This window comes from Streptomyces sp. SudanB25_2051 (assembly GCF_964272635.1).
Taxonomy (GTDB): Bacteria; Actinomycetota; Actinomycetes; order Streptomycetales; family Streptomycetaceae; genus Streptomyces.
This window is the reverse complement of the sequence record NZ_OZ186787.1, coordinates 5,337,804-5,362,918: the sequence shown is the minus strand read 5'-3', so window position 1 is coordinate 5,362,918 and position 25,115 is coordinate 5,337,804. Positions and strand designations below refer to the sequence as shown.

The window sequence follows — 25,115 nt, the reverse complement described above, 5'->3', positions numbered from 1 at the left end:
GGATGGCGGACCGGGCCGGGACGCCCCGGCCCGGTGCGGCTCAGCGGCCGGCCGTACGGCTCCGGGGCAGCGCCCCGGCCCGGCGGCGCGCCAGGACGAACCCGGTCGCGCAGGCCACGGCGACGCCCGCCGCGAGCGTCACGGCGACCGCGGACCCGCCCGCCGGAGCCGCGCCCCTGGCCGTTCCCGTACCGGACGCGGCGGCCGGGCGGGTGCCGGATGCGGAGCCCGTACCGGTCGCGGCGGCCGGGGCGGACCCGGATGCCGAGCCGCCGGACGCGGGGCCGGTGACCGGGCCGGTGACGGGCGCGGAGGCCGTACCGGCGGCCGGGCCGGGGCCCGTGCCGGGGGCGTCCGGGGTGCCGGGGCCGGCTGTCGCGGCTCCGGTGGCCGGGGCGCCGTCGGGGCGCGGCGGGGGGCTGGACGCCGGGGTGCCCGGGGACACCTCCAGCCGCTCCTGGGCGCGGCCGAGGCCCGGGTGGCCGATCTCGACCGTGACCTGCCAGCGGCCCGGCGGCAGCGCCTCGTCGGTGGTGTAGCCGGCCGGTGTGCCGGGCGCGCGGACCAGCGGCCACGGGCCCAGGGCACGTCCGTCGGCGCTCACGGCGTTCACGGTCGCCGCGACCCGCTCCTCGACCGGGTCGCCGTCGCCCGCCCAGGTGACGGTCGCCTCGACGCGTCCGGAGGACTGGCCGGTGATGTCGACCGCCAGGCCGCCGCCGTGGGCGTGGGCGGCGATCGGCGCGGCCAGCCACAGGGCGGGGCCGGCGAGGGCCGCCGGCACGGCGGCGCGGAGGGCTCGGTGGACGCGGGTCACGGCTTCTGGACCGTCCACACCTGCGCCGCGGCGCCCGAGGGGTGCTGGAGCTCGATCAGCCACGAGCCGTAGTACGGGCGGTTGCTGACGCCCAGCGCGTACCGGGTGTCGCCCGCGGTGACGGTCACGCCGCTGCCGCCGCGGGTGATCCGCCACCGCTGGTTCGCGGCGCCCGAGCACGGCTGCTGGGCGACCCACATGCCCGCCGACGGGGTGCCGCCCGTCTGGAGGCACTTGCCGGACACGGCGGAGCGGATGCGGGTGTAGCCGTTGCCCGCGTCGTCGAAGTACCACTGCTGCTGGGCGTAGCCGTTGCGCTGCGAGCCGACGAGGACGGTGCCGTCGGCGGTGCGGCCGCCCCAGATCTCGGCGGCGTTGCCGGTGGCGCCGTTGGCCAGCACGTAGCGGGTGCCGGGCGCCGGGTTCGCGCCGCCGCCGTCCGCCGTGCGGAACGAGGTGGCGCGTCCGGGTCGGCCGTCGCGTCCCGAGGTGTCGCGGACGGAGACGGCGACGGTGTAGGCGGTGCCGGGCTTCAGGTTGTAGAGGCGGGCGCTGGGCGCGTTGACCCATCCGGCCGGCCTGCCGTCGAGGTGGACCTGGTACCAGGCGGCGCCGGGCACGGCGCGCCAGCTGGCGACGGCCGAGTCCTGTGCGATCTGGCCGACGGTGACGTCGGGTCCGGCCGGGGTGCCGGTGCCGCCCGTGGGCGACGGGGTCGGCGTGGGCGCCGGGTCCGGGCCCGGTCCGGTGCCGTTGCCCCTCTGGCGCATCAGGAACTGGTTGTCGGCCATGTTCCAGTGCGTGGCGAGGTAGCTGCCGGGCCTGGGGTTGGTGTGGAAGTAGTCGTCGTGGTTGCAGTCGAGCCGGTTCTCGTAGTCCCGGTCGCCGCAGACGGTGCGCATCTTCGGGTAGTACGGGCTGTCCGAGTAGCACATGACGTCCCACTCGTCGGTGCAGTGGGCGCCCCGGCTGGTGTTGGGGGCGCTGTTGTTCACGGCGCCGAGGTTGTGGCCCAGTTCGTGGGCGGCGGTGTGGCCGCCCCAGCAGCCGGAGTCGGTGCGGCCGTACGAGGGCCCGAAGTTGCTCAGGTTGTTCTGGCCGGGCCGCTCGTCGCCGGCGAACGTGCCGATGCCGCAGTAGACCTGGGCGTCCGCGAAGATCATGTACTTGCGGTCGCGGCGGTCGAGTCCCTTGGCGGCGAGCGCGCGGTTGGTGGCGCTGAACTCGGCGAGCGCGGAGGCGGGGACCTCGATGTTGAGCACGGTGGGCGTGCAGTCGGCGGCCGTCACGTAGCGGATGTGGCGGACGCCGCCGGTGTCGCGGGCGCTCTGGGCGAAGATGAGGTCGGCGTCGGCCGCCCACTTGCGGAAGGACGGCAGGTACTGGGCGTACCGGTCCTTGCCGGGCGGGTGGACGTACACGACCTGTACGCGGTTGCCGGTGGCGCCGTCGCCCTCGCACTGCACGGTCTGCCCGGCGGGGCCGCTCGCGGCGGTGCGGGTGGTGCCGGCGGTGCCGGCCGGCGCGGACGCGGCGGGCGGTTCTGCGGTGGCACCGCCCTTGGCGGCGGCCGCGTCGAGTGCGGGCGCGGAGGCGGGGGCCTGCGGGCCGCCGGCGGCCGCATCGCCGCCCTTGCCGTCCGCTGCCGTGCCGTCCAATGCCGTGCCGTCCGCTGCCCTGCCGTCCGGCGCGGTGCCGGGCGCGGTAGCGGGATCCTCGGCGGGGACGGCGGCCTTCACGGCCGGCGGGGTGTCCTTCTTGATGTCGACACCGGGCGGCGGGGCGTCGGGGCCGTGGGTGCAGTGGCCGCTCGCGGTGCGGTAGACGCCCTCGCAGGCGTCGTTCTCGGGGGCGGGCTCGAGCCCCTTGTAGACGAGGCCCTTGTCCGGTTCGCTGCGGGGGACCTCGGTGATCGGTTCGGTCTTCTCGTCGCGGGCGGGCGAGGCCGCCGGTTCCGGCGCCGCGCTGGGCGTGGCGGCCGCGGGCAGGGCGAGCGACCGCGGGCCGTTCCCACCCGCTGACGGCGCGTCGGCCCCGTACACCCCCTGGTAGGCCACCGCGCCGACCGTCGCCATCACGGCGGCCGCGGCGGTCGCGAGTATGAGGCGGCGGGGCTTTCGGCGGGGCGTCTTCTGCATTCTTCGACGTCCGGACACGTTCGTTGCACCTTTCCTTGGTCCTTGGTCAGAGGACGGTGCGCGGAAGCCTGCCAGAGGAAAATTCCGGCATTCGCGACCAGAGGAACGTGCCCGATCCGTAACCGGCTGGCTTTTTTTGACGAACCCTCAAAAGCCTTGCGGCCCGCGGTAGTTACGCGCGTAACGGAAAAGTGGTCCAGTCCTGTACGGGAAGGTCGTAATCGAATCGAGATAAGCCGTCGCGCTATTTGAATCGATGTCAACGGAATGCGTCACTCCGCCGAAATGGCGCGACTACCGCCCGTAGAGAATTCAGAGGCGCAGCCCGAAGAGGTCCGCGGCGTTGCGCCACAGGACCCGCTCCAGCTCCTCGTCGGTGAAGTGCGCGTCGCGGATCACGCCGAGCGAGACGCACGGGTCGATGAGCGTGGCGTCCGTGCCGAACAGCAGCCGCTCCACGGGCACTCCGGCCTCGCGGGCGTACGCGATGCGCCCGGCGTCGGTGGCCGTCCGGCAGTGCTCCAGGTACAGCCGGTCGCAGGCGGCCGCGGCGTGGGCGGCCTCGCGCCAGGCGTCGCCGCCCGCGTGGCCGAGGATGACGCGCAGCCCGGGGCGCGCCTCGACCAGCTCGGGCAGCAGGGTGACCTCGGTGCCCCAGGTGTGCAGCAGGAGCGGTACGCCCGCCTCGGCGACCACGTCGAACGCGGCGGCCATCTCGGGCGTGCCCGGCAGCCGCCCCGGATAGGTGGTGTGGATCTTCGCGCCGACGAAACGCCCCGTGTCCAGGCAGCGGCGCAGGTCGGCGGCGCTCTCCTCGGCGCGGTTCGGGTTGACCACGGCGTAGCCGAGGAGGCGCGGCCGGGTGGCGAGCGCCTTGTACAGGGCGGCGTTGCCGGCGACCGCGTCGTACACGACGGCCTCGGAGGAGGAGACGATCTGGAGGTCGATGCCGTACCGGTCCATCTGGCGCAGGTTCGCGTCGGCGTCGCCGGACGTGAGATGGAACGGCCAGTGGCCCACGTGGGCGTGCACATCGATGATCGGCATCAGGCGAGCAGCTCCTCGACGTTCTTGGTGGCGATCGCGGCGCGGTCGTCGGCGGAGATGTCGGCGTACCGCAGCTTCAGCGTCTGCGGCGAGATGTCCACGAAGGGCGTCCGCGAGCCGAAGACGAGGTGGCGGGGGCCGATGTGCTCCACGACCCGCTCGATGGAGTCGGGCCCCGACAGCAGCCGCGTGGTGCCCCGGAAGCCCGGCTCGTCGCGGGCCAGCAGCAGGAAGTCGGCGAGGACGTACGCGTGGAGGTCGAGGAACACGACGTCGGCGCCGAGCCCGGTGAGGGGCGGGCCGAAGCGGCGCGGGTCCCCGTCGTGGAGGAGGACCATGCCCCGCTCGACGGCCAGCCGGACGATCCTGCGGTAGCCGGGGAAGTCCGGCTCGGCGCCCTGGTCGACGGTGAACAGGCGCAGGAACCGCACGCGCGCGGCGGCCAGTTCGTCGAGGCGGGCCTCCGCGGTCAGCGCGTCGCGCACGTCGACCGTGCCGACCGGCAGCAGCTCGGGGCAGCCGGCGAGGTCCCGGAGGGTCTCGGCGTTGCCGCCCGCGTCGTCGAAGAGGGGGCCGCGCGTGGACAGGGCCAGCGCGCGCTCCACGGGCGACGCGGCGAGACGGGCGCGGACCTCGGCGAGGGTCGTGTCGCGGTGGTGGCGGGGCCAGGGGCCGTACAGCACGTCCACGTCCCAGCCGATGTGCTCCTCGGCGGTGGGCCGCAGCCACGCGTACCGGCTCATGCCGACCCCTCCCCATCTCCTCGACTTATGTCCAGGCCCGAAACTAGAACGCGGACGAACCGCCGTCAACGGGGCCACACCCGGCAGGCGGGGCGGGCACCGGCGCTCCCCGGCGCGCGCGTGCGCACGGCGGGGTTTGGGCGGGCACGCGGGAGGCACCCGTCCCCGGAGAAGAGGGAGGCCGACGTGATTCTGGAAGAGGTCGCCCTGCCCGCCGCGGACGGCTCCGCGCTCCGCGGTGATCTGGCGCTGCCCACCTCGGTGCCGCTGATGGTGGTGTTCGCGCACGGCAGCGGCAGCTCCCGGCACAGCCCCCGCAACCGGGCCGTCGCCGGTGCGCTGCAGAAGGCGGGCATGGGCACGCTGCTGATGGACCTGCTCACGGAGCGGGAGGAACGGCACGATCTGCTGACCGCCGAGCACCGCTTCGACATCGACCTGCTGGCCTCGCGGGTGGTGTCCGCCGTCGACTGGCTGGGCGACGAGCCGGGCACCCGCCGGTTCGCGATCGGGCTGTTCGGGGCGAGTACGGGCGCCGCGGCGGCGCTGCGCGCGGCGGCGGACCGGCCCGTACGGGTGCAGTCCGTGGTATCGCGCGGCGGCCGGCCCGACCTGGCCGGCGAGGCACTGGGCCGGGTGACCGCGCCGGTGCTGCTGGTCGTCGGCGGGGAGGACCCGGAGGTGCTGCGGCTGAACCGCGAGGCCGCCGCGCTGCTGAAGGTGCCGCACCGGGTGGAGGTCGTACCGGGTGCCGGTCATCTCTTCGAGGAGCCGGGCGCGCTGGACCAGGTGGTCCGGGCGGCGCGGGACTGGTTCCTGCGGCCGGGCGACGACACGTCCGGGGCGTACGGCGAGCAGCCCTGACGCGGGGCGCGGCGCGGCGGCCCCGCGCGGGACGCGCGCGACGGTGAGGAGGTCGTGATGGAGCTGCGGTTCGAGGACCGGCGGGACGCGGGGCGCCGCCTCGGCGAGCGGATACGGGAGCGGGCGGCCGCCCAGGCGTGGCCCGACCCGGTCGTGCTGGCCCTGCCGAGGGGCGGTGTGCCGGTCGGGGAGGAGGTCGCGCGGGCGCTGGAGGCGCCCCTGGACGTGCTGGTCGTACGGAAGATCGGCCTGCCGGGGCAGCCGGAGGTCGGGATCGGCGCCATCGCCGGGGAGGCCCCGCCCCTCTTCGACGAGCGGGCACTGGAGATGCTCGGCATCACCCCGGACGAACTGGGCGCCGACGTGGCCCGCGAGCGCGCGGAACTGCACCGCCGGGAGGCCCTCTACCGGCGCGGCGCGCCCGCCCCGGACCTGCGGGAGAGGGCGGTGGTCCTGGTGGACGACGGGCTGGCGACCGGGGTCACGGCGCGCGCGGCGGCGCGGCTCCTGCGCGGCGAGGAACCGGAGCGGGTGGTGCTCGCCGTACCCGTGGGCGACCGGCGGGCGACGGCGGAGCTGCGCGCCGAGGTGGACGACGTGGTCTGCCTGTCCGAGCCGGGCGACTTCCGCGCGGTCGGCCTCTGGTACGAGGACTTCGACCAGGTCCCGGACGACGAGGTGCTCCGGATCCTGGCGGACCTCGCCTCCCCGGCCCGGCTGCGCCCCGCCCGCCACCGGTGACTCCCGGCGCGCCCAGGCTTGCGGTCGGGCCGCCGCCGGTGAATCAACGGCGAACCCCGGTGACTCCTGGCGCGCCCCGGTGACTCCTGGCGCGCCCCGGTGGCTCTCCCGGCGCGCCCCGGTGTGCGATCGGGCCGCCCCCGGCGTCCGCTTCGGCGGGCCTCAGCCCCTCCGCCCCGCCGAACGATCGCTCACCGCTCCCCGGCCCTCCGGGCGCGGAGGTCCGCGACGGCGTACGGCAGGGCGGGCAGCAGCAGGACCGGGGCGGCCCACAGCGGCAGGGTGAACAGCGCGCCGCCCCCGTCCACGAGGCGGACGCCGAGCGCCACGGGCAGGCCGACGGCCAGGGACAGCAGCCAGAGCCTGCCCAGTCCGAGGCTGCCCCACCGCAGCTCGCAGACGACCACCACCGTGGCGGTCAGACCCCAGAAGGCCAGGTCCGAGGCGCTGACGGGCAGTTCGGTGGTCCACCGGAAGAGGTGGCGGAGCAGCCATACGGCGCCCACCACCCCGCAGGTCAGCGACGCCACCCGCAGGGCCCGCCGGTGCAGGGGCGCCCGGCTGCGGGCCCAGACGGCGGCGAAGGCCGGCACGTCGTCACCGACGACATCCCGCGCGGTCCGGCCCGCGGCCTCGGCGTCGTGGAGATGGGCGGCGAGCTCCTGCAGCATCTCGCGCACCGAGGCGTCGTCGAGGCCCCGGTACTCCCAGTTGCTGCGGCACACCGCCAGGACGCGGTCGTGCTCCGGGCGCTCGGCTGCCGCCGGCGAAACCGCGCCCTGCGCGGTCGCGGTGCGCTCCGCCGTGGTCGCGGTGCGGTCTGCCGTGGTCATGGTGTGGTCTCCCCCGTGTTCATGGTGGTCTCCCCCGTCGTGGCGGCGCGGTCCAGAATCCCGGTCACCGGGCCGGCGAACGCCCGCCACGCCGCGCGCCCCTCAGCGAGCGCGGCACGGCCCCGGTCGGTGAGCCGGTAGTACTTGCGCGGGGCACCGCCGCTGGCGGACGGCGCGCGGTACGAGTCGACGAGTCCAGTCCGTTCGAGGCGTGCGAGCAGCGGGTAGATGCTGCCCTCCCGGACCAGGTCGAGGCCGCTGTCGGCAAGGGCCTGGGTGAACTCGAAGCCGTAGCGGGGCCGTTGCGCGATCAGGGCGAGCAGGCACACGTCCAGCACCCCGCGCAGGAGCTGGCTGCGCCGTTGGTCGCCGGCGCCGGGCAACTCCATTGTCATGCCGTACAAGATAATCGGCGACTGTCTTGCGCGGCAAGGCAGTTGCGGCCGGCCGGGTGCCGGTCCCCGTACAACCAAATGACCTGCAACGCGGTCCCCACCCTGGACGCGATGCCTGATCGGCGCGCACGGACACCAGGGAGAGGTGCGGACGCATGAGCGTGACACGGAGGCTGTTCATCGGCGGGTTCACGGCGGGCGCGGTGACCGTCGCCGCGGGCGGCGAGGCGGCGGCCGCCGGAACGGCCGAGGCCGCGGGCGAGACGACGACCTTCGACGGCCCGGTGGTGGCGCAGCGCTTCGTCACCAACACGACGACCAACTCGGCCTTCCTCAAGACGACGTCCACGACCGAGCACGTGCTGACGCTCTATCAGGCGGGCAGGTCGGGAGGGAGCGCGGCGCTCAACGTCATCTCGGACAACCCCGACGAGTCGACCGTCCACATCAAGGGCCACGAGCGGGCGCAGCGCGGCACGGTGAAGATCACCCACGTCGGCGCGCCGGACGGGTCCGACGCGGGGGCTTCCGCCCTGTCGATCGACCTGACGGTGGCCGGTACGGCCGCCCAGGGCATCCACCTGATCGCGGGCAACGGCCCCACCAAGGGCAATCTGATCTGCCTGCGCAACAACGGGCGCGACGACTTCGTGGTGAAGGGCAGCGGCCGGGTCGGCATCGGCATGAACATCGGCGCGAACCCCTGGTCGCAGCTGCACATCGTCCAGCGGCCCGACACCGACTCGGCGCTGATGGTCGAGGGCCTGGTCCGCATCGTGGACGTGGCGACCGCCCCGGCGGGCGTCGACTCGCGCGGCGGCGGCGTGCTGTACGCGCAGAACGGCGAGCTGTGGTGGCGCGGCCCCGACGGCGACCCCAGCCGGATCGCCCCGGCCTGAGCGGGCGGCCGCGGTCGCCCCGCGCCCGGCACCCGTACCCCTGTCCGTCCGTACCCCTGAGACCGGAGAGTTCCGACGATGCACCTGACCCCCGACCAGCTGGTCGCCGAGTTCCACGACGCCGTGATGGAGCTGTACTTCGCCCGGAAGCGGATCACGCTCCTGGAGGAGGAGAACGCCGCGCTGCGGGCCCGTCTCGCCGAGGCGGAGGCGAAGCCGGAGGCGGGGACGGCGCCCGCGGAGGGCTGAGCGACGGCCGTCGGCGGGCCCCGGGCCCGGCGGGGCGGTGCGTCTCCGGGCCTCCGGGGCGGTACGTCTCCGGGTTCGGCGTCCGGCTCCGGGCGTCGGCGTCCGGCTCCGAAGCGTCGGTCCCGTGGCCGGCGGCGCCCGCCCGTACGGGCTCGGGCCTGCAACCGGCGGCGCCCCCACGGCCGGGTCAGCCGGGCGGGTCAGGGGCGCGCAGGGCCGCGGCGTCCGTCGCGGCCTCGGCCACATCCGGGTCCGGGTCGGCCGCCAGCCGCTCCAACAGGGCGTCCACGCCCGGCGTCGACCACCCGCCGACCGCCTCGGCCAGCGCGGCCCGTACGCGCGCGTCGGGGTGGCCGGCCAGCGGGGCGAGGCGTTCCACGGGGCCGCGGCGCCGCATCCCGTACCAGTGCAGCGCGTCGCACAGCGCGGCGGCGTCCCCGCCGGGCACCGCCCCTGCCCCGGCTTCCCCGCCGGACCCGGGCCCCGTGCCGGTCGCGGGCCCGCCGGTGCCGTCCGCCGCCGCCTCGATCCGCCGCAGCAGTACGCGCGGCGGGGGCGGCGGGCCGTCCCAGGGGTGGGGGCGCCGCTCGCGCAGCCGCCGCGACCCGTACGCGCCGCGCACCACGCACCCCGCGCAGGTGCAGGGCGCCACCCCGTGCGCGCCGGGGAAGTACCGCCAGCCCGCCACCTGCCGCACCGCGCGCACCCGGTGCACCTCCCGCCGGGTGACGGCGCGCGGGACGAACACCTCCCAGCCGCGCGCGTCGGGCAGCTCCGCGACGCGCCGTACGGCGTCGGCCGCCGTGGTCCACACCGGTCCGCTCCGGTCCGTGTAGCGGCCGACGGCGACCGGCTCGTCGTCGGGCAGGCGCAGGTGCACGGCGACCAGGCCGCGCGGCCCGCCGTGCCGGGCGAGCTCGCGCAGCCACTGGTGGGTGAGGGTGTACGAGGGCAGCACCGGGAAGCAGTACACGCCCCTCCGGACTCCCCCGGGCCCCGCCCCCGGCCCGGAGCCCGCCGGGGCCCCCGGGCCGGGCACCGCCGCCGTCGGCGTACCGCGCCCCCGGCTGACCGCGCGTATCCCGCCGCGCCGCACCCGGGCGGCGTTCGCGGCGGCGGTCAGGTGGACGAACATCGCCATGCGGGGACGCTAGCGCGCCACCGGCACCGTCACGGCGGTGACCACGTGGACGCCGTCCACGGCCCACCGGCCGGTGAACCCCTCCGCCGGCACCGCCGGGTCCGTCTCCAGGAGCCGCGCCGTGAACACGCCGTCCACCCCGAAGACCAGCTCGGCGTCCTCGTGGCCCAGCCAGCGGCGCGTGAGCGGGAACCACGCCTTGTAGACCGACTCCTTGGCGCTGAACAGCAGCCGGTCCCAGTGGACTTCCGGCCGGCGCCCGGCGAGTGCGGCGAGATGCGCCCGTTCGGTCTCCGACGCGACGAGGCTCAGGACGCCGTCCGGGAGCGGCTGATGGTCCTCGGCGTCGATGCCGATGGCCCGCAGGTCCGTGTCGTGCGCCACGGCCGCGGCGCGGTAGCCCTGGCAGTGGGTCATGCTGCCGACGACCCGGTCCGGCCACACGGGCGCGCCGCGTTCGCCGCGCGGTATCGGCACGGGCCCGATGCCAAGGCCGGCGAGGGCCCGGCGGGCGCACCAGCGGACGGTGGTGAACTCGCGGCGCCGCTTGTCGACCGCGCGGCTCACCTCCTCGGCCTCCGTGCCGAGGAGCGGCAGGTCCGGCGGGTCGTGGAACGCCTCGGCGACGGACACCCGGGACGGCAGCAGCTGGTCGATCACGGTCGTTCGTTCCCCCCACGGCACGGCGGCGGTACCCCGGCGGGGACACCTTCGCACACGGACACACGACCGGATCATTATCTGAACGGATGAAATCACCGCCACCCCCGGCGGTGGCGCCCGGCGGTGATGGAAGGGATCACGCGGCAGTGACCGCGACACCACCACCATCCACCAGGGAGCGCACCATGCCGTACGAGCACCGAAGAAGCCCGGTCCGCCGGATCGTCCGCACCGTCTGCGTCCAGGTACTCGCCGCGGCGGCCCTGGTCGGCTCCGCCGCGCCCGGAGCGGGCGCGGCGGACGCGCCACGGGCGGCGGAGGGCGGTGGGGCGGACGCGCGGATGTGCTTCGGCGTGGCGGCGACGACCACCGGTACGGTCGGCACGCCCGGCGACGACGTGATCGTGGGCACTCCGGGCGCGGACGTGATCGACGGCGGCGGGGGCGACGACGTGGTCTGCGGCGGGGGCGGCGACGACCGGATCAGCGGCGGCGCGGGCGACGACCTGCTGTTCGGCGACGCCGGCCGGGACCGGCTGGAAGGCGGGACGGGCGACGACGTCCTCGTCGGCGACCAGGGGGCACGGACCGGCGACGCGACGGGTCCGGCGGGTGCCGACCGGCTGATCGGCGGGCAGGGCCTGGACATGCTGGTGGGCGACGCCTACGCCGCGCAGGGCACCGCCTCCGGGGCCGCACCGGACACGCTGCTGGGCGGGCCGGACGACGACTCGCTGGTCGGCGACAGCCGGGGCGACCTCGCGATCGGCGGTGCCGACGACGTGCTGGAGGGCGAGGAGGGCCACGACGGCCTGATCGGTGACGCGCTGGGCGTGTACGCGGCCTCGGGGGCCGGTGACGACGTGCTGCGGGAGGGCCCCGGCGAGTACGGCGACGCGACCGGCGACAGCGTCGCCCTGGCCGGTGACGCGCGGGGCGCGGGCGGCGACGACCTCGTGGACCTGGGCGAGGACGGCGGGTTCGCCGCCTGGGGCGACCACCACGCCCGCAACGGCGCCGCCGTCGGCTCCGGCGACGACCGGGTGCTGGGCGGGGCCGCGGGGGAGCACGTCCTGGCCGGGGACAGCGCGTACGGCGATCCCGCGGGCGCGACGGGCGGCGAGGACCTGGTGGAGGGCCGTGGCGGCGACGACCGGCTGTTCGGCGACAACGTCGACGGAGCCGGCCCGGCGACCCGGTCGGCCGCCGGAGGCGGGGCGCCGGACCGCATCGACGGGGGCGAGGGTGACGACCTGCTGCGCGGCGGCCCGGCGGACGACCGCCAGGACGGCGCGGAGGGCACGGACGACTGCGACGGCGAGGCGGGCACGGACACGGAGGTCTCCTGCGAGGCATGAACCGGCGGGCCCGCGCCGGGGCCGCACGCCGTGGCGGGGGCTGGGCGGTCCGCCGCGGCGGCCCGGACTCGGGTGCCGCGCCCCAGGAAGCCGGAGGATTCGCACCCGGCCGCCCCTGTACGGTCCGGCGCCGGGCCGCGGAATCCGGCCGGGGTGAGGAGTGGCGGGCCGGAGGCGGGCCTCGGGTGACCGGCCCGGACGCGGACCTCAGGTGACCGGCCCGGACAGCGGGCTGACCGGCCTGTACGGGAGCCGTTGGTGACCGGCCCGAACGCGGGCCTGGTCGACCGGTCCGGACGCGGGCGTGCGTCACCGGTGCCGGGGCGAGGCGCCCCGGGCCGCCGCGGGTCACCGGCCCGGCGGCCGGCCTAGGTGATCTTCTTCTCGCGGGCCTCGCTCCCGAGTTCCGTCTCGGTCTCCTCGGCGACCCGCTCGCCCTCCGCCTGGGAGGGGGTCGTCCGGGCCACGTCGGGGTGTTCCTGCACGTCCGGCTCCCGCTCCCCCTCCGCCTGGGACGGGGTCGGGTAGCCCCACGCGTCGCTCATGGGGTCGGTCATCGCACGCCTCCGGATCAGCCGGGCCGGTCTCGCCGCCGTTACCGCTGGTTGTCGCCGCCCCGGCGGGGCGGGAGAGGCACGGGTACCCGGAGGAGCCGGTTCCACCCCTGGGGCCGGTGGGAAACCGGAGCGGCCGGGGCGGGGGTGCGGGAGCCGAGGGCGAGGCCGTCACCCGGGGCCACCGGGGCCCGCTGGACACGCGCCGGGAGCGGTACCGGAACGGCCCCCAGGGCGGGGCAGGGCGGGGCTCAGGGGCAGGGCATGCTCATGTACAGCGCCTGCTCACCCGCCGACGCGGTCCCGTCGTACAGGGTCGTGTCGAGCCCGCAGAGGGCGAAGCCCATGCGGTGGTAGGCGTGGACGGCGGGGGCGTTGACGTTGCTGACCTCCAGCCACAGGTGTCCGGCGCCGCGTTGCCGGGCGAAGGCCGTGGCGCACCCCATGAGCCCGCGCCCCACTCCGCGTCCCCGGTGCGCGGGGGCGACCTCGATGTCGTCGACGACGAGCCGCCGGTTCCACGGGGCGTGGGAGACGGCGGCGTACCCGGCGATCTCCCCGTCCGGGGCGACGGCGACGAACACGGCGCGCCCGCCGCTGCCGTCCCCGCCCTCGCCGCCGTCCTCCTCGTCCTGCGGGTCGTCGTCGGGGAACACCTTGGTGAGGGGCGGTTCGACGGCCACCTCCCGCAGTGAGAACCCGTCCTCGCGCGCCTCGACGCGGAAGACGGTGCGCGTGGTGAAGGACCCGTCGATCGCCGCGATGGCGGCGTCGTCCTCCGGCCGGGCGGTGCGGAAGGTGTAGGCGGTGGCGTCCATGCGGGCGACGTTACGACGGCGCCCGCGCCGCACCGTCGGGTTTCGGCCCGCGGTCCGGTCCCGTGGCAGGCCACGCCGGGCTCGTTCTCCTCGCCGCGGCCGGGGACGACTCCCTCGCGGCGGGGCCGGGGCGTACGGGGCCGGGGCGCGGGTACGGCGCGCGCGGCGCGCGGGGTGTGCACGCCGCGCGCGGGAGCCGTGGCGTCAGCCCCGGCGCAGGACGCAGAAGTCGTTGCCCTCCGGGTCCGTCATGATCTTCCAGGGGAACTCGCCGCGCTCGCCGCCGGCGAGCTTCGCGCCCAGGGCCTGCAGGCGGGCGACCTCCGCCTCCTGCTCCCCCGGAGCCGGCAGCACGTCGATGTGGACGCGGCTGCAGGCGTCCAGCAGATGCGGAGTGCGGAGGAACTCCAGATACGGGCCGACGCCCTTGGCCGAGCGCAGCAGCGCCCGCTCGTCGGTCAGCTCGTGCACGGTCCAGTCGACCGCCTCGCTCCAGAACGCGGCCATGGCGCGCGGGTCCTCGCAGTCGACGACCACAGCGGCGATCGGCCCGGTGTCCCGGTGGATCTCGCGCGGTTCCAGCACGCAGAAGACGTTCCCTTCCGGGTCCGCCATGACGGTCTGCGGCAGGTCGCCCCGGCAGGCGTCGGAGGGCGTCGCGCCGAGCTCCTTCAGGCGCGCGACCAGCTCCTCGTGATGCGCCTCGGAGGTGGTGGCGAGTTCGATGTGCGTGCGGTACCGGACCGACTCGGGGTCCGGGACGATGACGAAGTCGACGCAGACGGCGGAGGGATCGGGCCAGGTGAAGCCCACCGGTTCCACATTGGTCACACCGGGTCCCTCGCTGTCGACCCCCCAGCCGAGGGCGTCCGCCCAGAACCGGCCCAGCGCCGCGTCGTCGCGCGCTTTGAAGTTCACCTGCACAAGCTGCGATGCCATGCCCGGAAGCCTATACCGGGAGGAGGAACTGGCGTTCGGGTACGCCGCGTTGGGGCCGTTCGCGGGGCACCGGACCGGGGTGCTCCCGGGGTGGATGGTCGGGTAAAGCCGACCATCAGGTCTCGACCTGGCCGTCATGACCGGGCTGCCCCCGCCCCGGTGTGATGGGCGGGTGGCCGATCTTCTGACGCGTGTTCCGTGGAGTCCCCGGCTGGTGTGGTGCGGCGGCTGGCTCGCCGCCGCCGCGTGGGCGGGGGTGCTGGCGCTGGTCGCGGCACCCGAGCCGCACCGGGTGTGGGGCGCGATCGCGTGCGCCGGATACCTCGGCGCGGCGGGCGCCGCGCTGTGGGCGGCGCGCGGGCGGGCCCGGCCTTGTCTGTCGGTGCGGGTGGCGCTCGCCGGCGCGGTGGCGGTGCCCTTGCTGGTGCTGCTGGTGAGCGGCGCGGCGCAGAGCGAGGTCCATGTGATGGAGCGGGCCGGGGTGCTGACGCTGCGTCAGGGCCATCCGTACCTGGCCGATCCGCGCACGGTGGCCGAGGTCACCCCGTATCTGCCGGGCATGGCCGTGCTCGGACTGCCCCGGGCGGTGTGGGGGGACGGCGGCCCGCTTCCCGCCGCGGCGGGTGACGCCCGGCTGTGGTGCGCCGCGCTCTTCCTCGGCTGTGTGGCGGCGGCGCGGCGGGCGGGTGGTGGGGTTCCCGGCGCGGGCGGAGCGGGGCGTGGGTCCGTGGCCGGTCGGTGGCGGGGACGCGCGGGGACGGGGCGGGCCGCCGTGGGCGCGCTGGTCGCCTCACCGGTCGTGGCGCTGCCGCTGTGCGTGAGCGGAGTGGACCTGCCGCTGACCGGCCTGCTGCTGCTGGCGCTGGTGTACGCGGCGCGGCGCCGCCCGGTCGCCGCCGGGCTCGCGCTCGCCGCCGCCTGCTCGCTGAAGTGGACGGCGTGGCCGGCCGTCGCGGTCGCCGTCGCGCTCCTGGCCCACCGCGCGGGGCCGCGGGCCGCGGTGCGGGGTGCGGCCACGGCGGTGGCGTGCACGGCCCTCGTCCTGCTGCCGGCCGCCGTGCTGGCGCCGGGACCGCTGGTGCGGCAGGTGTTCGCGTTCCCGACCGGGCGCGGGCCGTGGGAGACCCCGGCGGCGAGCCCGTTGCCGGGCCGGCTGCTGGCCGAGCTGGGGCCGGGCGGCTGGTGGGCGGCGGTGGGGCTGCTGCTGGCCTGCGGGGTGGGCGTCGCCGCCTCCCTCGCCGTACGGCCGCCGCAGGGGCTCGTGGCCGCCGCCGACCGGCTGGCCGTCGGGCTCGCCGCGGGCTTCCTCCTCGCACCGGCGGGCCGGTACGGCTACCTGGCGCTGCCGCTGCTGCTCGCGGTCCTGGCCCGGTTGGTGGACGGCACCCGCGGGCCCGGCCGCGCGACGCGGAGCCATGTGGTCCGGGGCCATGTGGTGCGAAGCCACGTGGTGCTGGGCCATGTGGCCAGGGGCCATGTGGTCCGGGGCCATGTGGTGCCGAGCCATGTGGCCCCGGGGAGCCACGTCGTACGGGCCTCGGGGCCACCCCGTACGGCGCCGACCGACCCGCCCGCCCCCTGAGCCCCCGCGTCCCGCCGCACAACCCCGTGCGCGTCACCGGATCGCCCGCGCCCGCCTGCGCACCACCGGCAGCGCGCCCACGCGCCGTACGCACCCCGCGCGACAGCGGATCTACGACGCGTTCCCGGCGGCCTCCCCACCGACGACCGACGACCGACGCCCTCGCCCCTCTCCCCCACCCCCGACCTGAAAGGCACCCCCCGGCATGCCGACCACCCTCATCGTCACCAACGACTTCCCGCCCCGGCAGGGCGGTATCGAGACCTTCGTCCACGCCATGGCCACCCGCCTCCCCGGCGGCGACGTGGTCGTGTACACCTCCAGCGAGCCCGGTGCCGCCGCGTACGACGCGACGTTGCCGTTCCCCGTGGTGAGGGACCCCGCGCGCATGCTGCTGCCCACGCCGCGGGTGGCGCGCCGGGCCGTGGAGATCGCGCGGCGCCACGGCTGCGACCGGGTCTGGTTCGGGGCCGCCGCCCCACTGGCCGCGATGGCCCCGGCGCTGCGGCACGGCGGCGCGCGGCGCGTGGTCGCCACCACGCACGGCCACGAGATCTGGTGGGCGCGCACACCGGGCGCCCGGCGGGTGCTGCGCCGCGTGGGCGACCACGTGGACGTCGTCACGTACCTGGGCGAGTACACCCGCCGCCGCATCGCTCCCGCCCTGGGGCCGCGGGCCCGGCTGGTGCGGCTGGTGCCCGGTGTGGACACGGCGGCGTTCAGGCCCGCGCCCGGCGCGGCGCGGGAGGTGCGCGAGCGGCACGGCATCGGGGACCGGAAGGTCGTCCTGTGCGTGTCCCGGCTGGTGGCGCGGAAAGGCCAGGACACGCTCATACGGGCGCTGCCCGGCATCCGGCGGGCCGTGCCGGACGCGGTGCTGGTGATCGTCGGCGGCGGACCGGACGAGGAGCGGCTGCGGGCGCTCGCACGCCGGTACGCCGACGGGCACGTCGTGTTCGCGGGCGGCCTGGAGCACGCCTCGACGGCGCCGTACTACGCGGCGGCCGACGTGTTCGCCATGCCGTGCCGGACACGGAAGGCGGGGCTGGAGGCCGAGGGGCTGGGGATCGTGTTCCTGGAGGCGGCGGCGAGCGGGCTTCCGGTGGTCGCCGGGGACTCGGGCGGCGCGCCGGACGCGGTCCTCGACGGGGTGACGGGCACGGTGGTGGACGGCCGGGACGCAAGGGCGGTGGCCGGTGCCGTGTCGGCGCTGCTGCGGGACCCGGAGCGGGCGGGCGCGATGGGCGGGGCGGGCCGGGCGTGGGTGGACGGCCACTGGTCGTGGGACGCGTCGGCGGAGCGCCTGGCGCGGCTGCTCGACCCGGCCGTCGCCCCGGACGCGTACGCCGTATGCCGGTGGTGACGGTGCGTCAGGTGGCGGCGGCCTCGCCGCGGAGGTGGGCGAGGACGGCGAGGACGCGGCGGTTGCCCTCCTCCGGGTCGAGCTCCAGCTTCATGAAGATGTTGCCGGAGTGCTTGACCACGGACGCCTCGGTGATGGACAGCCGCTGGGCGATGGCCTGGTTGTTGAACCCCTCGGCCATCAGGGCCAGCACCTCCCGCTCGCGCGGGGTGAGGCGCCGCAGCGGCTCGTCGGCGGTGCGCCCGGCCAGTAGGACCCGTACGACCTCCGGGTCGATGACGGTCTGCCCTCCGGCGACCCGGTCCAGCGCGTCGAGGAAGTCGGCGACCTCCCCGACGCGGTCCTTCAGCAGGTAGCCGAGGCCGCCGCCGGTCGCCGCGTCGCCGCCGAGGAGCTGCGTCGCGTACGCGGTGGCGACGTACTGCGACAGGACGAGGACCGGCAGGCCGGGATGGCGGCGGCGCAGTTCCAGCGCGGCCTTCAGGCCCTCGTCGCGGAAGCCGGGAGGCATGCGCACGTCGGTGATGACCACGTCCGGCGGGTCGGCGTCCACGGCGCGCATCAGTTCGCCGGCGTCGCCCACGGCGGCGGTGACCCGGTGGCCGACACGGGACAGCACCTCGACGAGCCCGGCGCGCAGCAGTACGGCGTCCTCGGCGAGCACTACGCGGAGCACGGCACCTCCGCGCGCAGCCGGGTCGGGCCGCCGTCGGGGCTGGTGACGGTGAGCGTCCCGCTCAGGATGGCGAGCCGGTCGGCCAGGCCGCGCAGTCCGGCACCGGCGTCGGGGTCGGCGCCGCCGCGGCCGTCGTCGGTGACGTCGAGGACGAGGGCGCCGTCGCTCAGGCGCCCGGTGACGGTGACCCGTTCGGCGCCGCTGTGCTTGGCGGCGTTGGTCAGGGCCTCGGTGACGGTGAAGTACGCGGTGGTCTCGACCGCTGTGGGCAGCCGGTGCGGGAGGTCGATGTCGACGGTGACCGGGATGGGGTTGCGCAGGGCGAGTTCGGTGACGGCGGCGGCCAGTCCGTGGTCGGTGAGGACCTGCGGGTGGATGCCGCGTACGAGGGAGCGCAGTTGGTCGAGGGCCTGGCGGGCCTCGCCGCGGGCGCGTGCGATGAGCGGGGCGGCGGGCGAGTCCTGGCCGCGCAGTTCCAGCTCGGCGAGGCCGAGCGTCATCGACAGGGCGACCAGCTGCTGTTGGGCGCCGTCGTGCAGGTCGCGTTCGATGCGGCGGCGTTCGGCCTCGAAGGCGTCGGCCAGCCGGGCGCGCGAGCGGGTCAGTTCGATGACGCGGCTGCGGAGGTCCTCCTCGCGGGCCGACAGCAGGGACCGGGCGACCCACACGTGCGCGCCGGTCAGCAGCCCGCCCACGTAGGCGCAGAGCAGCAGCCCGAGCAGGCCGACGGCGGTCGCGGGGAGCGCGGCGAGGGGGTGCGGGACCGCGTGGCCGGGGATGAGCATGACGGTCTCGGGGGCGAGGGCCCACACGACGAGGGGCGCGGCGGTGAGGATCGCCGACAGGCCGAGGAGGGCGGTGAAGCCGAGGCCGGTGGCGGTGAGGACGACGCCGAGGACGAGGGTGTAGGCGAGTTCGCGCCAGGTGGCGCCTTCCCGCAGCCGGGTGCGCAGCCAGCGCAGGGGGCCGGTACGGGGCCACCGGCCGGTACGGGCCAGGGCCCCTGTGCGGGCCGGGGCGACGGTACGAGGCGTGGCGACCGCGCGGGTCGGGGCGCCGTGCGGGTCGGGCAGCGGCACCGGTTCGACGAGCCGTAACCGCCGCCGTTCCAGGGCCGCTACGGGGACGCCGGACACGGCGACGGCGACGAGGGCGGCCGGCCCGCAGACCGCGGCCGGCCCGATGCCGACCAGGGACAGGGAGATGCCGGCGAACAGCAGCACGACGAGGAGCAGCAGCACCACGCCGCCCACGAGGACCCCGCTCAGCAGGAACGCCCAGCACCGGGGCACCCACGCGGACACCGCGAACCCCAGGGGCCTTCGCCGCATCCCCTCCCACACGGCGACGGTCATCCCGGGCCCTCCTCCGCAGGCAGATCGTGTACGGCTCCACGGGTACTGTAACGACCCGCGGCGCACAGACCGGCCGCCCGCCCACCCGGCCAAGTGACCGCGAGCGTCGAGCAATTGGCGGGACACCGAGCCCATGCTCCCGCACGCCCCAGGCGGAGCGGCGGGTGCGCGGCGCGCCGTGCGGGGCGGGGCGCGGGGTGGCCCGGCGCGGGGGTCAGCGGAGGGTGAAGCGGGCTTCGGGGGTGCCGGTGAGGTGGCCGGGAGGGAGCTTGCGGCCGTAGGCGACCAGCAGCAGGTCCTGGGCGGTGCCGGACAGGGGGTCGCCGGTGCCGTACGTCCAGTCCATGTCCGTGGCGCGGAGCTGGACGCCGTCGAGGTCGGCGTGGAAGAAGCGGGCGGTCTTCGGGTTGACCGTGCCCAGGAGGATGCGCACGCGGTCCTCGGGAACCTTGCGGTCCAGGCCGAGGGGGACGGTGATGTCCAGGCCGTGGATCACGTCGTGGCCGAGCGCCGCCGCGATGCCGCCGACCGGGGGCTTCCACGGGTGGTGCGCGTTGTCCCGCAGGAACGAGGCGAGTTCGGCCGTGGAGAACGCGGCGGCGTCCGCGCGGGCGCAGTGGTCGGTCATGCGGTCGAGGCTGCCGCGCGCCCTGATGATCTCCCGGGCGATCCGGGGAAGGGAGTAGCGGAACCCCAGGCTCATGTGCGCGGCGACGTCGCGTACCGTCCAACCGCCGCACAGGGACGGGGCGTCCCACTGGTCGGGGCGCAGCGTGTCCAGCACGTCCGCCAGTTCACGGCGCTCGGCCGCGATCGCCGCTTTGACTGTCTCCGGGCTCTGCTGCCGTGCCGTGTCAGACATGATCCCCATCATGTCGCCCGCCGCGGCGCGACGCCAACAACCACGGCTACTGGTGGCCGGAAGCAGCCTTTATACGGCGTACGGGTACGAGGCGGTCTCCTGCGCCCCCGCACGGCGGCGCCCCGGTACGGGCGGGAACGGGCCTCACGTCCGTATGGCCGGTTCGCACCCCGGCGGGGCGTCTCGGGTCGGCCACGGGGCCGGCGCGACGGCCCGCCGCGCGCCGCCCGCCACAGCCGCTCGCCGCCGGCACCCCACGTCCGCCCAGGGTGCTCCGACTCCTCGTGCACGCGGACCGTCCCGTCCCACAGGTTCGCCTCGCAGTACTGCCCCACGACGCCGCCGGACACGGACGCGGCCTGCCGCGTGCCGCCCCTGGAACCACGGCGTGGGCCCAGCGTCGCTCCGGAAGCGCCACAAGCGCACCACCGGCGTCCGGGCAGCGGCCTCCACCGACGTCCACGGCCCGCTGCGCCGGCGGGAACCGGACACGGGATGGCGTCGTGTGTCAGTGCGGGCGCATAGAGTGGTGCGCATGTCCACTGTCTCCCTGCCGGGCGGCGCTCCCTGCCGCGCCCTGGCCGACCTGAACACCCAGATCCGGAACCTGATGATGCAGCGGCCCGCCACGGACGACCGGGCCGAGGAGTACACGCGGCTGCTCGCCCAGTGGGCCGACCTCACCCAGGCCGAGGTCACCACCGCCGCCTGACGGCCCGCCACACCCGAGCGCCCCCACAACACGCGGTTGTGGGGGCGTTGTCGTACCCGGGCGGGGTCCGCCGCCGCCCGCCCCTCACGCCTCGGATTTCCGGCTGGAAATCGCTGTCCGGCGCGCCTTTCCTTCTCCTGTCCTGTCTCTGACATTTCCCGACAGATACGCCAAGGCATTTGACGGTTGCTCCCCATGGGGGTGCCGTACGATCCCTGGCACCTGGCCGAATCCCGCCCCTGGAATTCCGGTGGCGGAAGGCGTCGGCGCAGGGATCGTCCGTGTATCGCAGAACGGGAAACCGAGGGGGAGACCATGGAATTTCCGCGTGCTCGTGGGAAGGCGGGGGCCGCGCTGTGGAGACGGGGGCTGGTGAGCGCCGCGGCCGCCGCCCTGGCGGTCGTGCCGCTGGCCGGGACCGCCGCGGCGGCCGAGAGCGGCGGCGCGGTCGCGGAGCGCACGGTCCGTCCGGTCGCCGCTCCGTCGGCGGTCGGCACCTGGAACATGCGGGCCACCGGTGACGACGGCCATGTCATCGACACGGTCATGACGCTCGCCGCGGACGGCACCGTGACGAACAACGTGGGCGGTACCGGCACCTGGACCGCCACCGGCCGGCACACGTTCACGTTCCGGCTGACGGAGCGGTTCCACGACGCCGACGGCAACCTCGCCGTACGCATCGAGATCGCCCAGAGCGCGGTCCTGTGCCGCGACGGCAAGACGTTCACCAGCTCCGGCACCGCCCACACCTACGACGGCTCCGGCGTCCTGCTCGCGACCAACAAGGTGACGGCCACCGGCACCCGCGCCTGACCGGTACGGACCGGGCGGGGACCAGGGCGTACGCCCCGGGGGGACCCGCCCGGTCCGTCACCGCGCGTCCGGCCGGGCGCCTACCGGGCGCCTTCGCGTGCCGGCTCCGCGGCCGTCGCCGGGGTGCGGGCGCCCGGCGGGGCGAAGACGCGCCACATCCACACCTGCCCGTACGCCACGCCCGCCAGCACCGGCAGGGCCACCACCGCCAGCAGCCAGAGCGACGCCGGGTCCGCGACCGCCTCGGCCAGGGTGAGCGCGCCCTCCCCGGAGCGGGTCGCCAGCACCGTCGTGCCGTTCACCGCGCCGACCGCGGCGGGCAGCGCGAGCAGCGGCGCCGTGCCCAGCAGCAGCGCCGCGCCGGGCCGGCCCGCGCCGCGGAGGCGTTCGGAGGCGTACGTGCCGAGCGCGGCGGCCGCCCCGATGGCCGCCACCGCCACCGGCGCGCCGGTCATCCACGCCGCCGACAGCGCGGCCAGCAGGACCAGCCCCACCAGGGGCCAGTGGAGCCGGCCCGCGAGCCGGGCCAGCCGCGCCTGCGCCGGGTCCGCCGCGGGCAGCCGCCGCACGGCGAACAGCACGCCCTGGCGGAGGGAGGCGACGGTGACCACGGCCGCGCAGACCAGCGAGAACGGGTGGACCAGGTCGGCGAGCGCGGCCACCGCGTGCCCGTCGCCGCCCGTGGACAGGCCCCGGATCAGCACGGCGAGCACCATCCCCCAGCCGGCGGCCAGCACCAGGCTCGCCGCGGGCAGGACGACGTCCCAGGTGCGCCGCCACCCGCCGGTGGGGAGCGCCGTACGGAACCACAGGGCCGCGTCGCGCAGGACCCACGCGCACAGCAGCGCCACCACGGGCCCCCGCAGCGCGGGCAGCAACTGCCCCTCCAGCAGCGGCATGGCGCCCAGCAGCAGGCCGACGAAGGCGACCAGCCACACCTCGTTGGCGAGGAACAGGGGGACGACGGCACGGCGCGCCCGCTCGCGGTCCCGCTCCGTGCGGGCGAGCGCGGACAGCAGGCCCATGCCGAAGTCGACGCTCTCCAGGGCCAGGTATCCGGCGAGGAGGAGGCCCGTCAGGGCGTACCAGAAGAGATCCACAGCGGCGTCCCGTCAGCTATGCGTGGCTCGGTCGGTCAGTAGGTGAGGTGGACGTCGACGCCGTCGCCCGGGTCGCGGCCCGACGCCGCGGAGCCCGCCGCCCGGCGCCCCGAGGCGCCACCGGCCTCCTTGCCGCCGTCGGGGTCGTCCGGGCCGGGGAACATGTCGGGGCCGCCGATGAACGCCCCGGCCGGGCCCAGCCGCGCGTAGTGGGAGAGCAGCGCCCCGTCGACGAGGGCGAGGACGAGGAGCACGCCGGTCAGGGCGGCGAACGTGGCCAGCATGGCGCCGAAGGAGACGTCCGACACGGCCTGTTCCACGGTGAGCTCACCGTGCACCGCCCACGGCTGGCGGCCCACCTCGCGGCTGAGCCAGCCGCAGACCAGGGCGATGAACCCGAACGGCAGCAGCTTCGTCGCGAGCCCCAGCCGGAACCGCCTGCGCGACAGGGGTGCGTCGGACCGGCGGGCGGCGGTCGCCGGGATCCACGCGAGGAGCAGCAGGAACACGCCGATGATCAGCATGAGCAGGGACGGGATACCCACCCACTCCGGCGGCAGCCAGTCGCCCGGCCCGTACCGTTCCGCCGCGGCGGCCCTCGCCTCGTCCAGCGCCGGGCCCGTCTCGCCCATCATCACGACGTACTTCTCCGGCTGGTAGCCCTCCAGCGCGACCAGGTGGACGCCGCCGGCGACGACGGTGACGAACGCGCCGGCCGCCGCGAGGACCCCGCCCTGCGCGAGCGTGGGGCGGAAGAAGGCGACCTCGTGGTCCCGGCGCAGGTGGGCGGCGCTGACCGCGGCGAGGAACAGCCCGGCGAGCAGGGCGACGGCGCCCGCGATGTGCGCCAGCGCGTACCAGGTCGCCTCGTTGGTGAGGATGGCGCCCCAGTCGGTGACCCGTGCGGTGCCGTCGCCGGCGTCGTGGCCGACCGGGTTCTGCATGAAGCCGTTGACCACCATGATCCAGAAGGCGGAGGCGTACGCGGTCAGCGCGACCAGCCAGATCAGCACCAGGTGGGCGCGGGCGGACAGGCGGTGGAAGCCGAAGGCCCACATGCCGAGGAAGGTGGACTCCAGGAAGAACGCGACGATCGTCTCGATGGCCATCGGGGCGCCGATGACATTGCCCATCGTGTGGGTGAGTCCCGACCAGTTCAGGCCGAACTGGAACTCCTGGACGATGCCGCTGATGATGCCGAGCGCGTAGTTGACGACGTACAGGCCGCCCCAGAAGCGCACCCGCAGCATGCCGGTGGCCCGCGCCTCGGGGTCGCGGGCCAGGGCCGCGCGGGTCTGCGTCACGGCGACGACGGTGACGAGGCCCAGCGTCAGGGAGACGAAGAGGAAGTGCAGTCCCGCCGTGACGGAGAACTGCAGACGTGCGAGGTCAGCGGTGTTCAAGGGGGCGTACCTCGCTGGGGCGGGTGCGGCGGGCCGCCGGGGCGGTCACGGCGGACGGGGTGGAGCGCTCGGCGAGCGCGGTGCGGGCGAACGAGACGAGGGCGCGGGCGGCGGGGCTGATGTGGCCGCTGGCCCGCCAGGCGAGCGCGAGCCGGCCGCGCAGCCGGGGGCTGAGGATCTCGACGCGGTGCAGCTGCCGGGCGTGGGCCTCGACGAACCGCTCGGGCAGGATCGCGACGCCGAGCCCCAGCGCGGCGAACTGCGCGAGCACGCGCGGGTCGCTGGCCTCGAAGGCGATGCGGGGCCGGGCGCCCGCGGCGGCCCAGGCGGCGTCTGCGGCCGCCCGCAGTCCGCTGCCCACGGGCAGGCACATCAGGGCGTGGCTCTCCAGTTCCTCCACGGACACGCTCGTGTACCGGGCGAGGGGGTGGTCGTGGCTGACCACGCCGACGAGGGACTCGTCGGCGACGACCTGCACTTCGAGGCCCTCGGGCGGTTCGGCGACGACGCCGATGATGGCGAGGTCCGTGCGGCCGGCGCGCACGGCGTCGGCCAGCTGGTCGGTGCTGCCCTCGGTCAGGGAGATCTCCACCGCCGGGTAGGTGTCGCTGAAGTCGGCGATCAGCTTCGGCAGCCGCGCGGTGAGGGAGGAGGCGACCGCGCCGATGGCGACCTGGCCGCGCAGCACCTCGGTGAAGTCGTCCACCGCCCGCCGGACCCCGTCGACGGCCGCGAGAGCGGCGCGGGCGTGCGGCAGGGCCGCCGCGCCGACCTCGGTCAGTTGCACCGTGCGCCCGCCGCGATTGAGCAGTTCCTGCCCGAGTTCCCGTTCGAGTCGCCTTATCTGGGCGCTCACACAGGGCTGGGTCACGAATACGCGTGCGGCGGCCTTGGTGAAACTCGCCTCTTCGGCCACGGCGACGAGGTACTCCAACTGACGCAACTCCATGGCTTCACTGTATCGGTGATGTGCGTCAATTCTCCGTGGAAATGAGGTAATTGAACGTCATCAACCGTGCTTTCCCTCAGCTGCGCGTCCGGGCAGTG

At 76.0% G+C, this 25,115-nt stretch carries 26 protein-coding genes; 9 read left to right on the top strand and 17 right to left on the bottom strand.

All coding sequences use genetic code 11. The annotated features are described in order from the left end of the window. Positions 1-40 precede the first annotated feature (40 nt). From ACSUPT_RS23695 to ACSUPT_RS23680, 4 genes are all read right to left on the bottom strand, one after another. Positions 41-817, bottom strand: a complete 777-nt coding sequence (locus ACSUPT_RS23695) for a hypothetical protein (protein ID WP_436945460.1) — start codon at positions 815-817, stop codon at positions 41-43. Beyond that, positions 814-2,955 carry an RICIN domain-containing protein gene (locus tag ACSUPT_RS23690; protein WP_436945459.1) on the bottom strand — a complete coding sequence of 714 codons (2,142 nt, stop codon included), beginning with the start codon at positions 2,953-2,955 and terminating at the stop codon, positions 814-816. Before ACSUPT_RS23690 ends, ACSUPT_RS23695 begins: the two co-directional genes overlap by 4 nt. A gap of 312 nt (positions 2,956-3,267) precedes the next feature. After that, on the bottom strand, positions 3,268-4,002 hold the full coding sequence (locus ACSUPT_RS23685) for an amidohydrolase family protein (protein ID WP_365728527.1): 735 nt from the start codon (positions 4,000-4,002) through the stop codon (positions 3,268-3,270). Beyond that, a complete protein-coding gene (locus ACSUPT_RS23680; protein ID WP_361661452.1) occupies positions 4,002-4,745 on the bottom strand; it encodes a hypothetical protein in 744 nt (247 codons plus the stop codon). Before ACSUPT_RS23680 ends, ACSUPT_RS23685 begins: the two co-directional genes overlap by 1 nt. Before the next feature lie 186 nt (positions 4,746-4,931). Between ACSUPT_RS23680 and ACSUPT_RS23675 the strand changes: the two genes are divergently transcribed. Together ACSUPT_RS23675 and ACSUPT_RS23670 are read left to right on the top strand one after the other, a co-directional pair. Beyond that, complete coding sequence (locus tag ACSUPT_RS23675) at positions 4,932-5,609, top strand: dienelactone hydrolase family protein (protein ID WP_436945458.1); 678 nt, start codon at positions 4,932-4,934, stop codon at positions 5,607-5,609. 63 nt (positions 5,610-5,672) lie between these two features. After that, positions 5,673-6,350, top strand: a complete 678-nt coding sequence (locus tag ACSUPT_RS23670; RefSeq protein WP_436946258.1) for a phosphoribosyltransferase — start codon at positions 5,673-5,675, stop codon at positions 6,348-6,350. Between the two features lie 191 nt (positions 6,351-6,541). On the opposite strand, the gene ACSUPT_RS23665 is transcribed toward ACSUPT_RS23670, so the two are convergent. Together ACSUPT_RS23665 and ACSUPT_RS23660 are read right to left on the bottom strand one after the other, a co-directional pair. Continuing rightward, positions 6,542-7,183: a hypothetical protein gene (locus tag ACSUPT_RS23665; protein ID WP_436945457.1), complete on the bottom strand. Its 642-nt coding sequence runs from the start codon at positions 7,181-7,183 to the stop codon at positions 6,542-6,544. Further along, the gene (locus ACSUPT_RS23660; protein ID WP_365728531.1) at positions 7,180-7,578 is read right to left on the bottom strand and encodes a PadR family transcriptional regulator; all 399 of its coding nucleotides are present in this window, start codon (positions 7,576-7,578) and stop codon (positions 7,180-7,182) included. The genes ACSUPT_RS23665 and ACSUPT_RS23660 overlap by 4 nt, the downstream gene beginning before the upstream one ends. Before the next feature lie 155 nt (positions 7,579-7,733). Between ACSUPT_RS23660 and ACSUPT_RS23655 the strand changes: the two genes are divergently transcribed. Further along, entirely contained in the window at positions 7,734-8,477 is a 744-nt protein-coding gene (locus ACSUPT_RS23655) for a hyaluronoglucosaminidase (protein ID WP_351964952.1), read from the top strand. 78 nt (positions 8,478-8,555) lie between these two features. Next, positions 8,556-8,726 carry a hypothetical protein gene (locus tag ACSUPT_RS23650; RefSeq protein WP_351964953.1) on the top strand — a complete coding sequence of 57 codons (171 nt, stop codon included), beginning with the start codon at positions 8,556-8,558 and terminating at the stop codon, positions 8,724-8,726. 187 nt (positions 8,727-8,913) lie between these two features. Here the strand turns inward: ACSUPT_RS23650 and ACSUPT_RS23645 are convergent, their stop codons facing one another. Together ACSUPT_RS23645 and ACSUPT_RS23640 are read right to left on the bottom strand one after the other, a co-directional pair. After that, positions 8,914-9,867 carry a HEAT repeat domain-containing protein gene (locus ACSUPT_RS23645; RefSeq protein ID WP_436945456.1) on the bottom strand — a complete coding sequence of 318 codons (954 nt, stop codon included), beginning with the start codon at positions 9,865-9,867 and terminating at the stop codon, positions 8,914-8,916. A gap of 9 nt (positions 9,868-9,876) precedes the next feature. Beyond that, a complete protein-coding gene (locus ACSUPT_RS23640) occupies positions 9,877-10,527 on the bottom strand; it encodes a 4'-phosphopantetheinyl transferase family protein (RefSeq protein WP_351964955.1) in 651 nt (216 codons plus the stop codon). 188 nt (positions 10,528-10,715) lie between these two features. On the opposite strand from ACSUPT_RS23640, the gene ACSUPT_RS23635 reads away from it, so the two are divergent. Then, complete coding sequence (locus ACSUPT_RS23635; protein WP_365730448.1) at positions 10,716-11,888, top strand: calcium-binding protein; 1,173 nt, start codon at positions 10,716-10,718, stop codon at positions 11,886-11,888. A 368-nt stretch (positions 11,889-12,256) separates the two neighbouring features. Here ACSUPT_RS23635 and ACSUPT_RS23630 read toward each other — a convergent pair whose 3' ends face one another. The 3 genes from ACSUPT_RS23630 to ACSUPT_RS23620 all read right to left on the bottom strand — a co-directional run bounded on the left by ACSUPT_RS23630 (position 12,257) and on the right by ACSUPT_RS23620 (position 14,199). After that, a complete protein-coding gene (locus ACSUPT_RS23630) occupies positions 12,257-12,445 on the bottom strand; it encodes a hypothetical protein (RefSeq protein ID WP_361661549.1) in 189 nt (62 codons plus the stop codon). Positions 12,446-12,693: 248 nt separating this feature from the next. After that, positions 12,694-13,260 (bottom strand): GNAT family N-acetyltransferase, encoded by a 567-nt coding sequence (locus ACSUPT_RS23625; RefSeq protein WP_351964957.1) that lies wholly within the window; start codon positions 13,258-13,260, stop codon positions 12,694-12,696. A gap of 204 nt (positions 13,261-13,464) precedes the next feature. Continuing rightward, positions 13,465-14,199, bottom strand: coding sequence for a VOC family protein (locus ACSUPT_RS23620; protein ID WP_351968176.1), 735 nt, complete (start codon positions 14,197-14,199; stop codon positions 13,465-13,467). Positions 14,200-14,371: 172 nt separating this feature from the next. Here ACSUPT_RS23620 and ACSUPT_RS23615 point away from each other — a divergent pair, with 172 nt between their 5' ends. Both ACSUPT_RS23615 and ACSUPT_RS23610 read left to right on the top strand, forming a co-directional pair. Beyond that, a complete protein-coding gene (locus tag ACSUPT_RS23615) occupies positions 14,372-15,781 on the top strand; it encodes a glycosyltransferase 87 family protein (RefSeq protein ID WP_436945455.1) in 1,410 nt (469 codons plus the stop codon). Between the two features lie 205 nt (positions 15,782-15,986). Beyond that, the gene (locus ACSUPT_RS23610; protein WP_436945454.1) at positions 15,987-17,144 is read left to right on the top strand and encodes a glycosyltransferase family 4 protein; all 1,158 of its coding nucleotides are present in this window, start codon (positions 15,987-15,989) and stop codon (positions 17,142-17,144) included. Between the two features lie 7 nt (positions 17,145-17,151). Here ACSUPT_RS23610 and ACSUPT_RS23605 read toward each other — a convergent pair whose 3' ends face one another. The 3 genes from ACSUPT_RS23605 to ACSUPT_RS23595 form a co-directional block, all read right to left on the bottom strand. Continuing rightward, entirely contained in the window at positions 17,152-17,820 is a 669-nt protein-coding gene (locus ACSUPT_RS23605; protein ID WP_436945453.1) for a LuxR C-terminal-related transcriptional regulator, read from the bottom strand. After that, a complete protein-coding gene (locus tag ACSUPT_RS23600) occupies positions 17,808-19,175 on the bottom strand; it encodes a sensor histidine kinase (RefSeq protein ID WP_436945452.1) in 1,368 nt (455 codons plus the stop codon). The genes ACSUPT_RS23605 and ACSUPT_RS23600 overlap by 13 nt, the downstream gene beginning before the upstream one ends. A 214-nt stretch (positions 19,176-19,389) precedes the next feature. Further along, entirely contained in the window at positions 19,390-20,037 is a 648-nt protein-coding gene (locus ACSUPT_RS23595; RefSeq protein ID WP_351968171.1) for a maleylpyruvate isomerase family mycothiol-dependent enzyme, read from the bottom strand. A 535-nt stretch (positions 20,038-20,572) separates the two neighbouring features. On the opposite strand from ACSUPT_RS23595, the gene ACSUPT_RS23590 reads away from it, so the two are divergent. Both ACSUPT_RS23590 and ACSUPT_RS23585 read left to right on the top strand, forming a co-directional pair. Next, on the top strand, positions 20,573-20,749 hold the full coding sequence (locus ACSUPT_RS23590; RefSeq protein ID WP_351968170.1) for a hypothetical protein: 177 nt from the start codon (positions 20,573-20,575) through the stop codon (positions 20,747-20,749). A 372-nt stretch (positions 20,750-21,121) separates the two neighbouring features. Beyond that, on the top strand, positions 21,122-21,565 hold the full coding sequence (locus tag ACSUPT_RS23585; RefSeq protein ID WP_351968169.1) for a hypothetical protein: 444 nt from the start codon (positions 21,122-21,124) through the stop codon (positions 21,563-21,565). Positions 21,566-21,645: 80 nt separating this feature from the next. On the opposite strand, the gene ACSUPT_RS23580 is transcribed toward ACSUPT_RS23585, so the two are convergent. From ACSUPT_RS23580 to ACSUPT_RS23570, 3 genes are read right to left on the bottom strand one after another with little or no spacing between them, the layout of a single operon-like run. Further along, entirely contained in the window at positions 21,646-22,665 is a 1,020-nt protein-coding gene (locus ACSUPT_RS23580; RefSeq protein ID WP_351968168.1) for a cytochrome d ubiquinol oxidase subunit II, read from the bottom strand. Between the two features lie 35 nt (positions 22,666-22,700). Next, the gene (locus ACSUPT_RS23575) at positions 22,701-24,068 is read right to left on the bottom strand and encodes a cytochrome ubiquinol oxidase subunit I (protein ID WP_403505552.1); all 1,368 of its coding nucleotides are present in this window, start codon (positions 24,066-24,068) and stop codon (positions 22,701-22,703) included. Beyond that, a complete protein-coding gene (locus tag ACSUPT_RS23570) occupies positions 24,055-25,017 on the bottom strand; it encodes a LysR family transcriptional regulator (RefSeq protein ID WP_351968166.1) in 963 nt (320 codons plus the stop codon). The genes ACSUPT_RS23575 and ACSUPT_RS23570 overlap by 14 nt, the downstream gene beginning before the upstream one ends. Positions 25,018-25,115 lie beyond the last annotated feature (98 nt).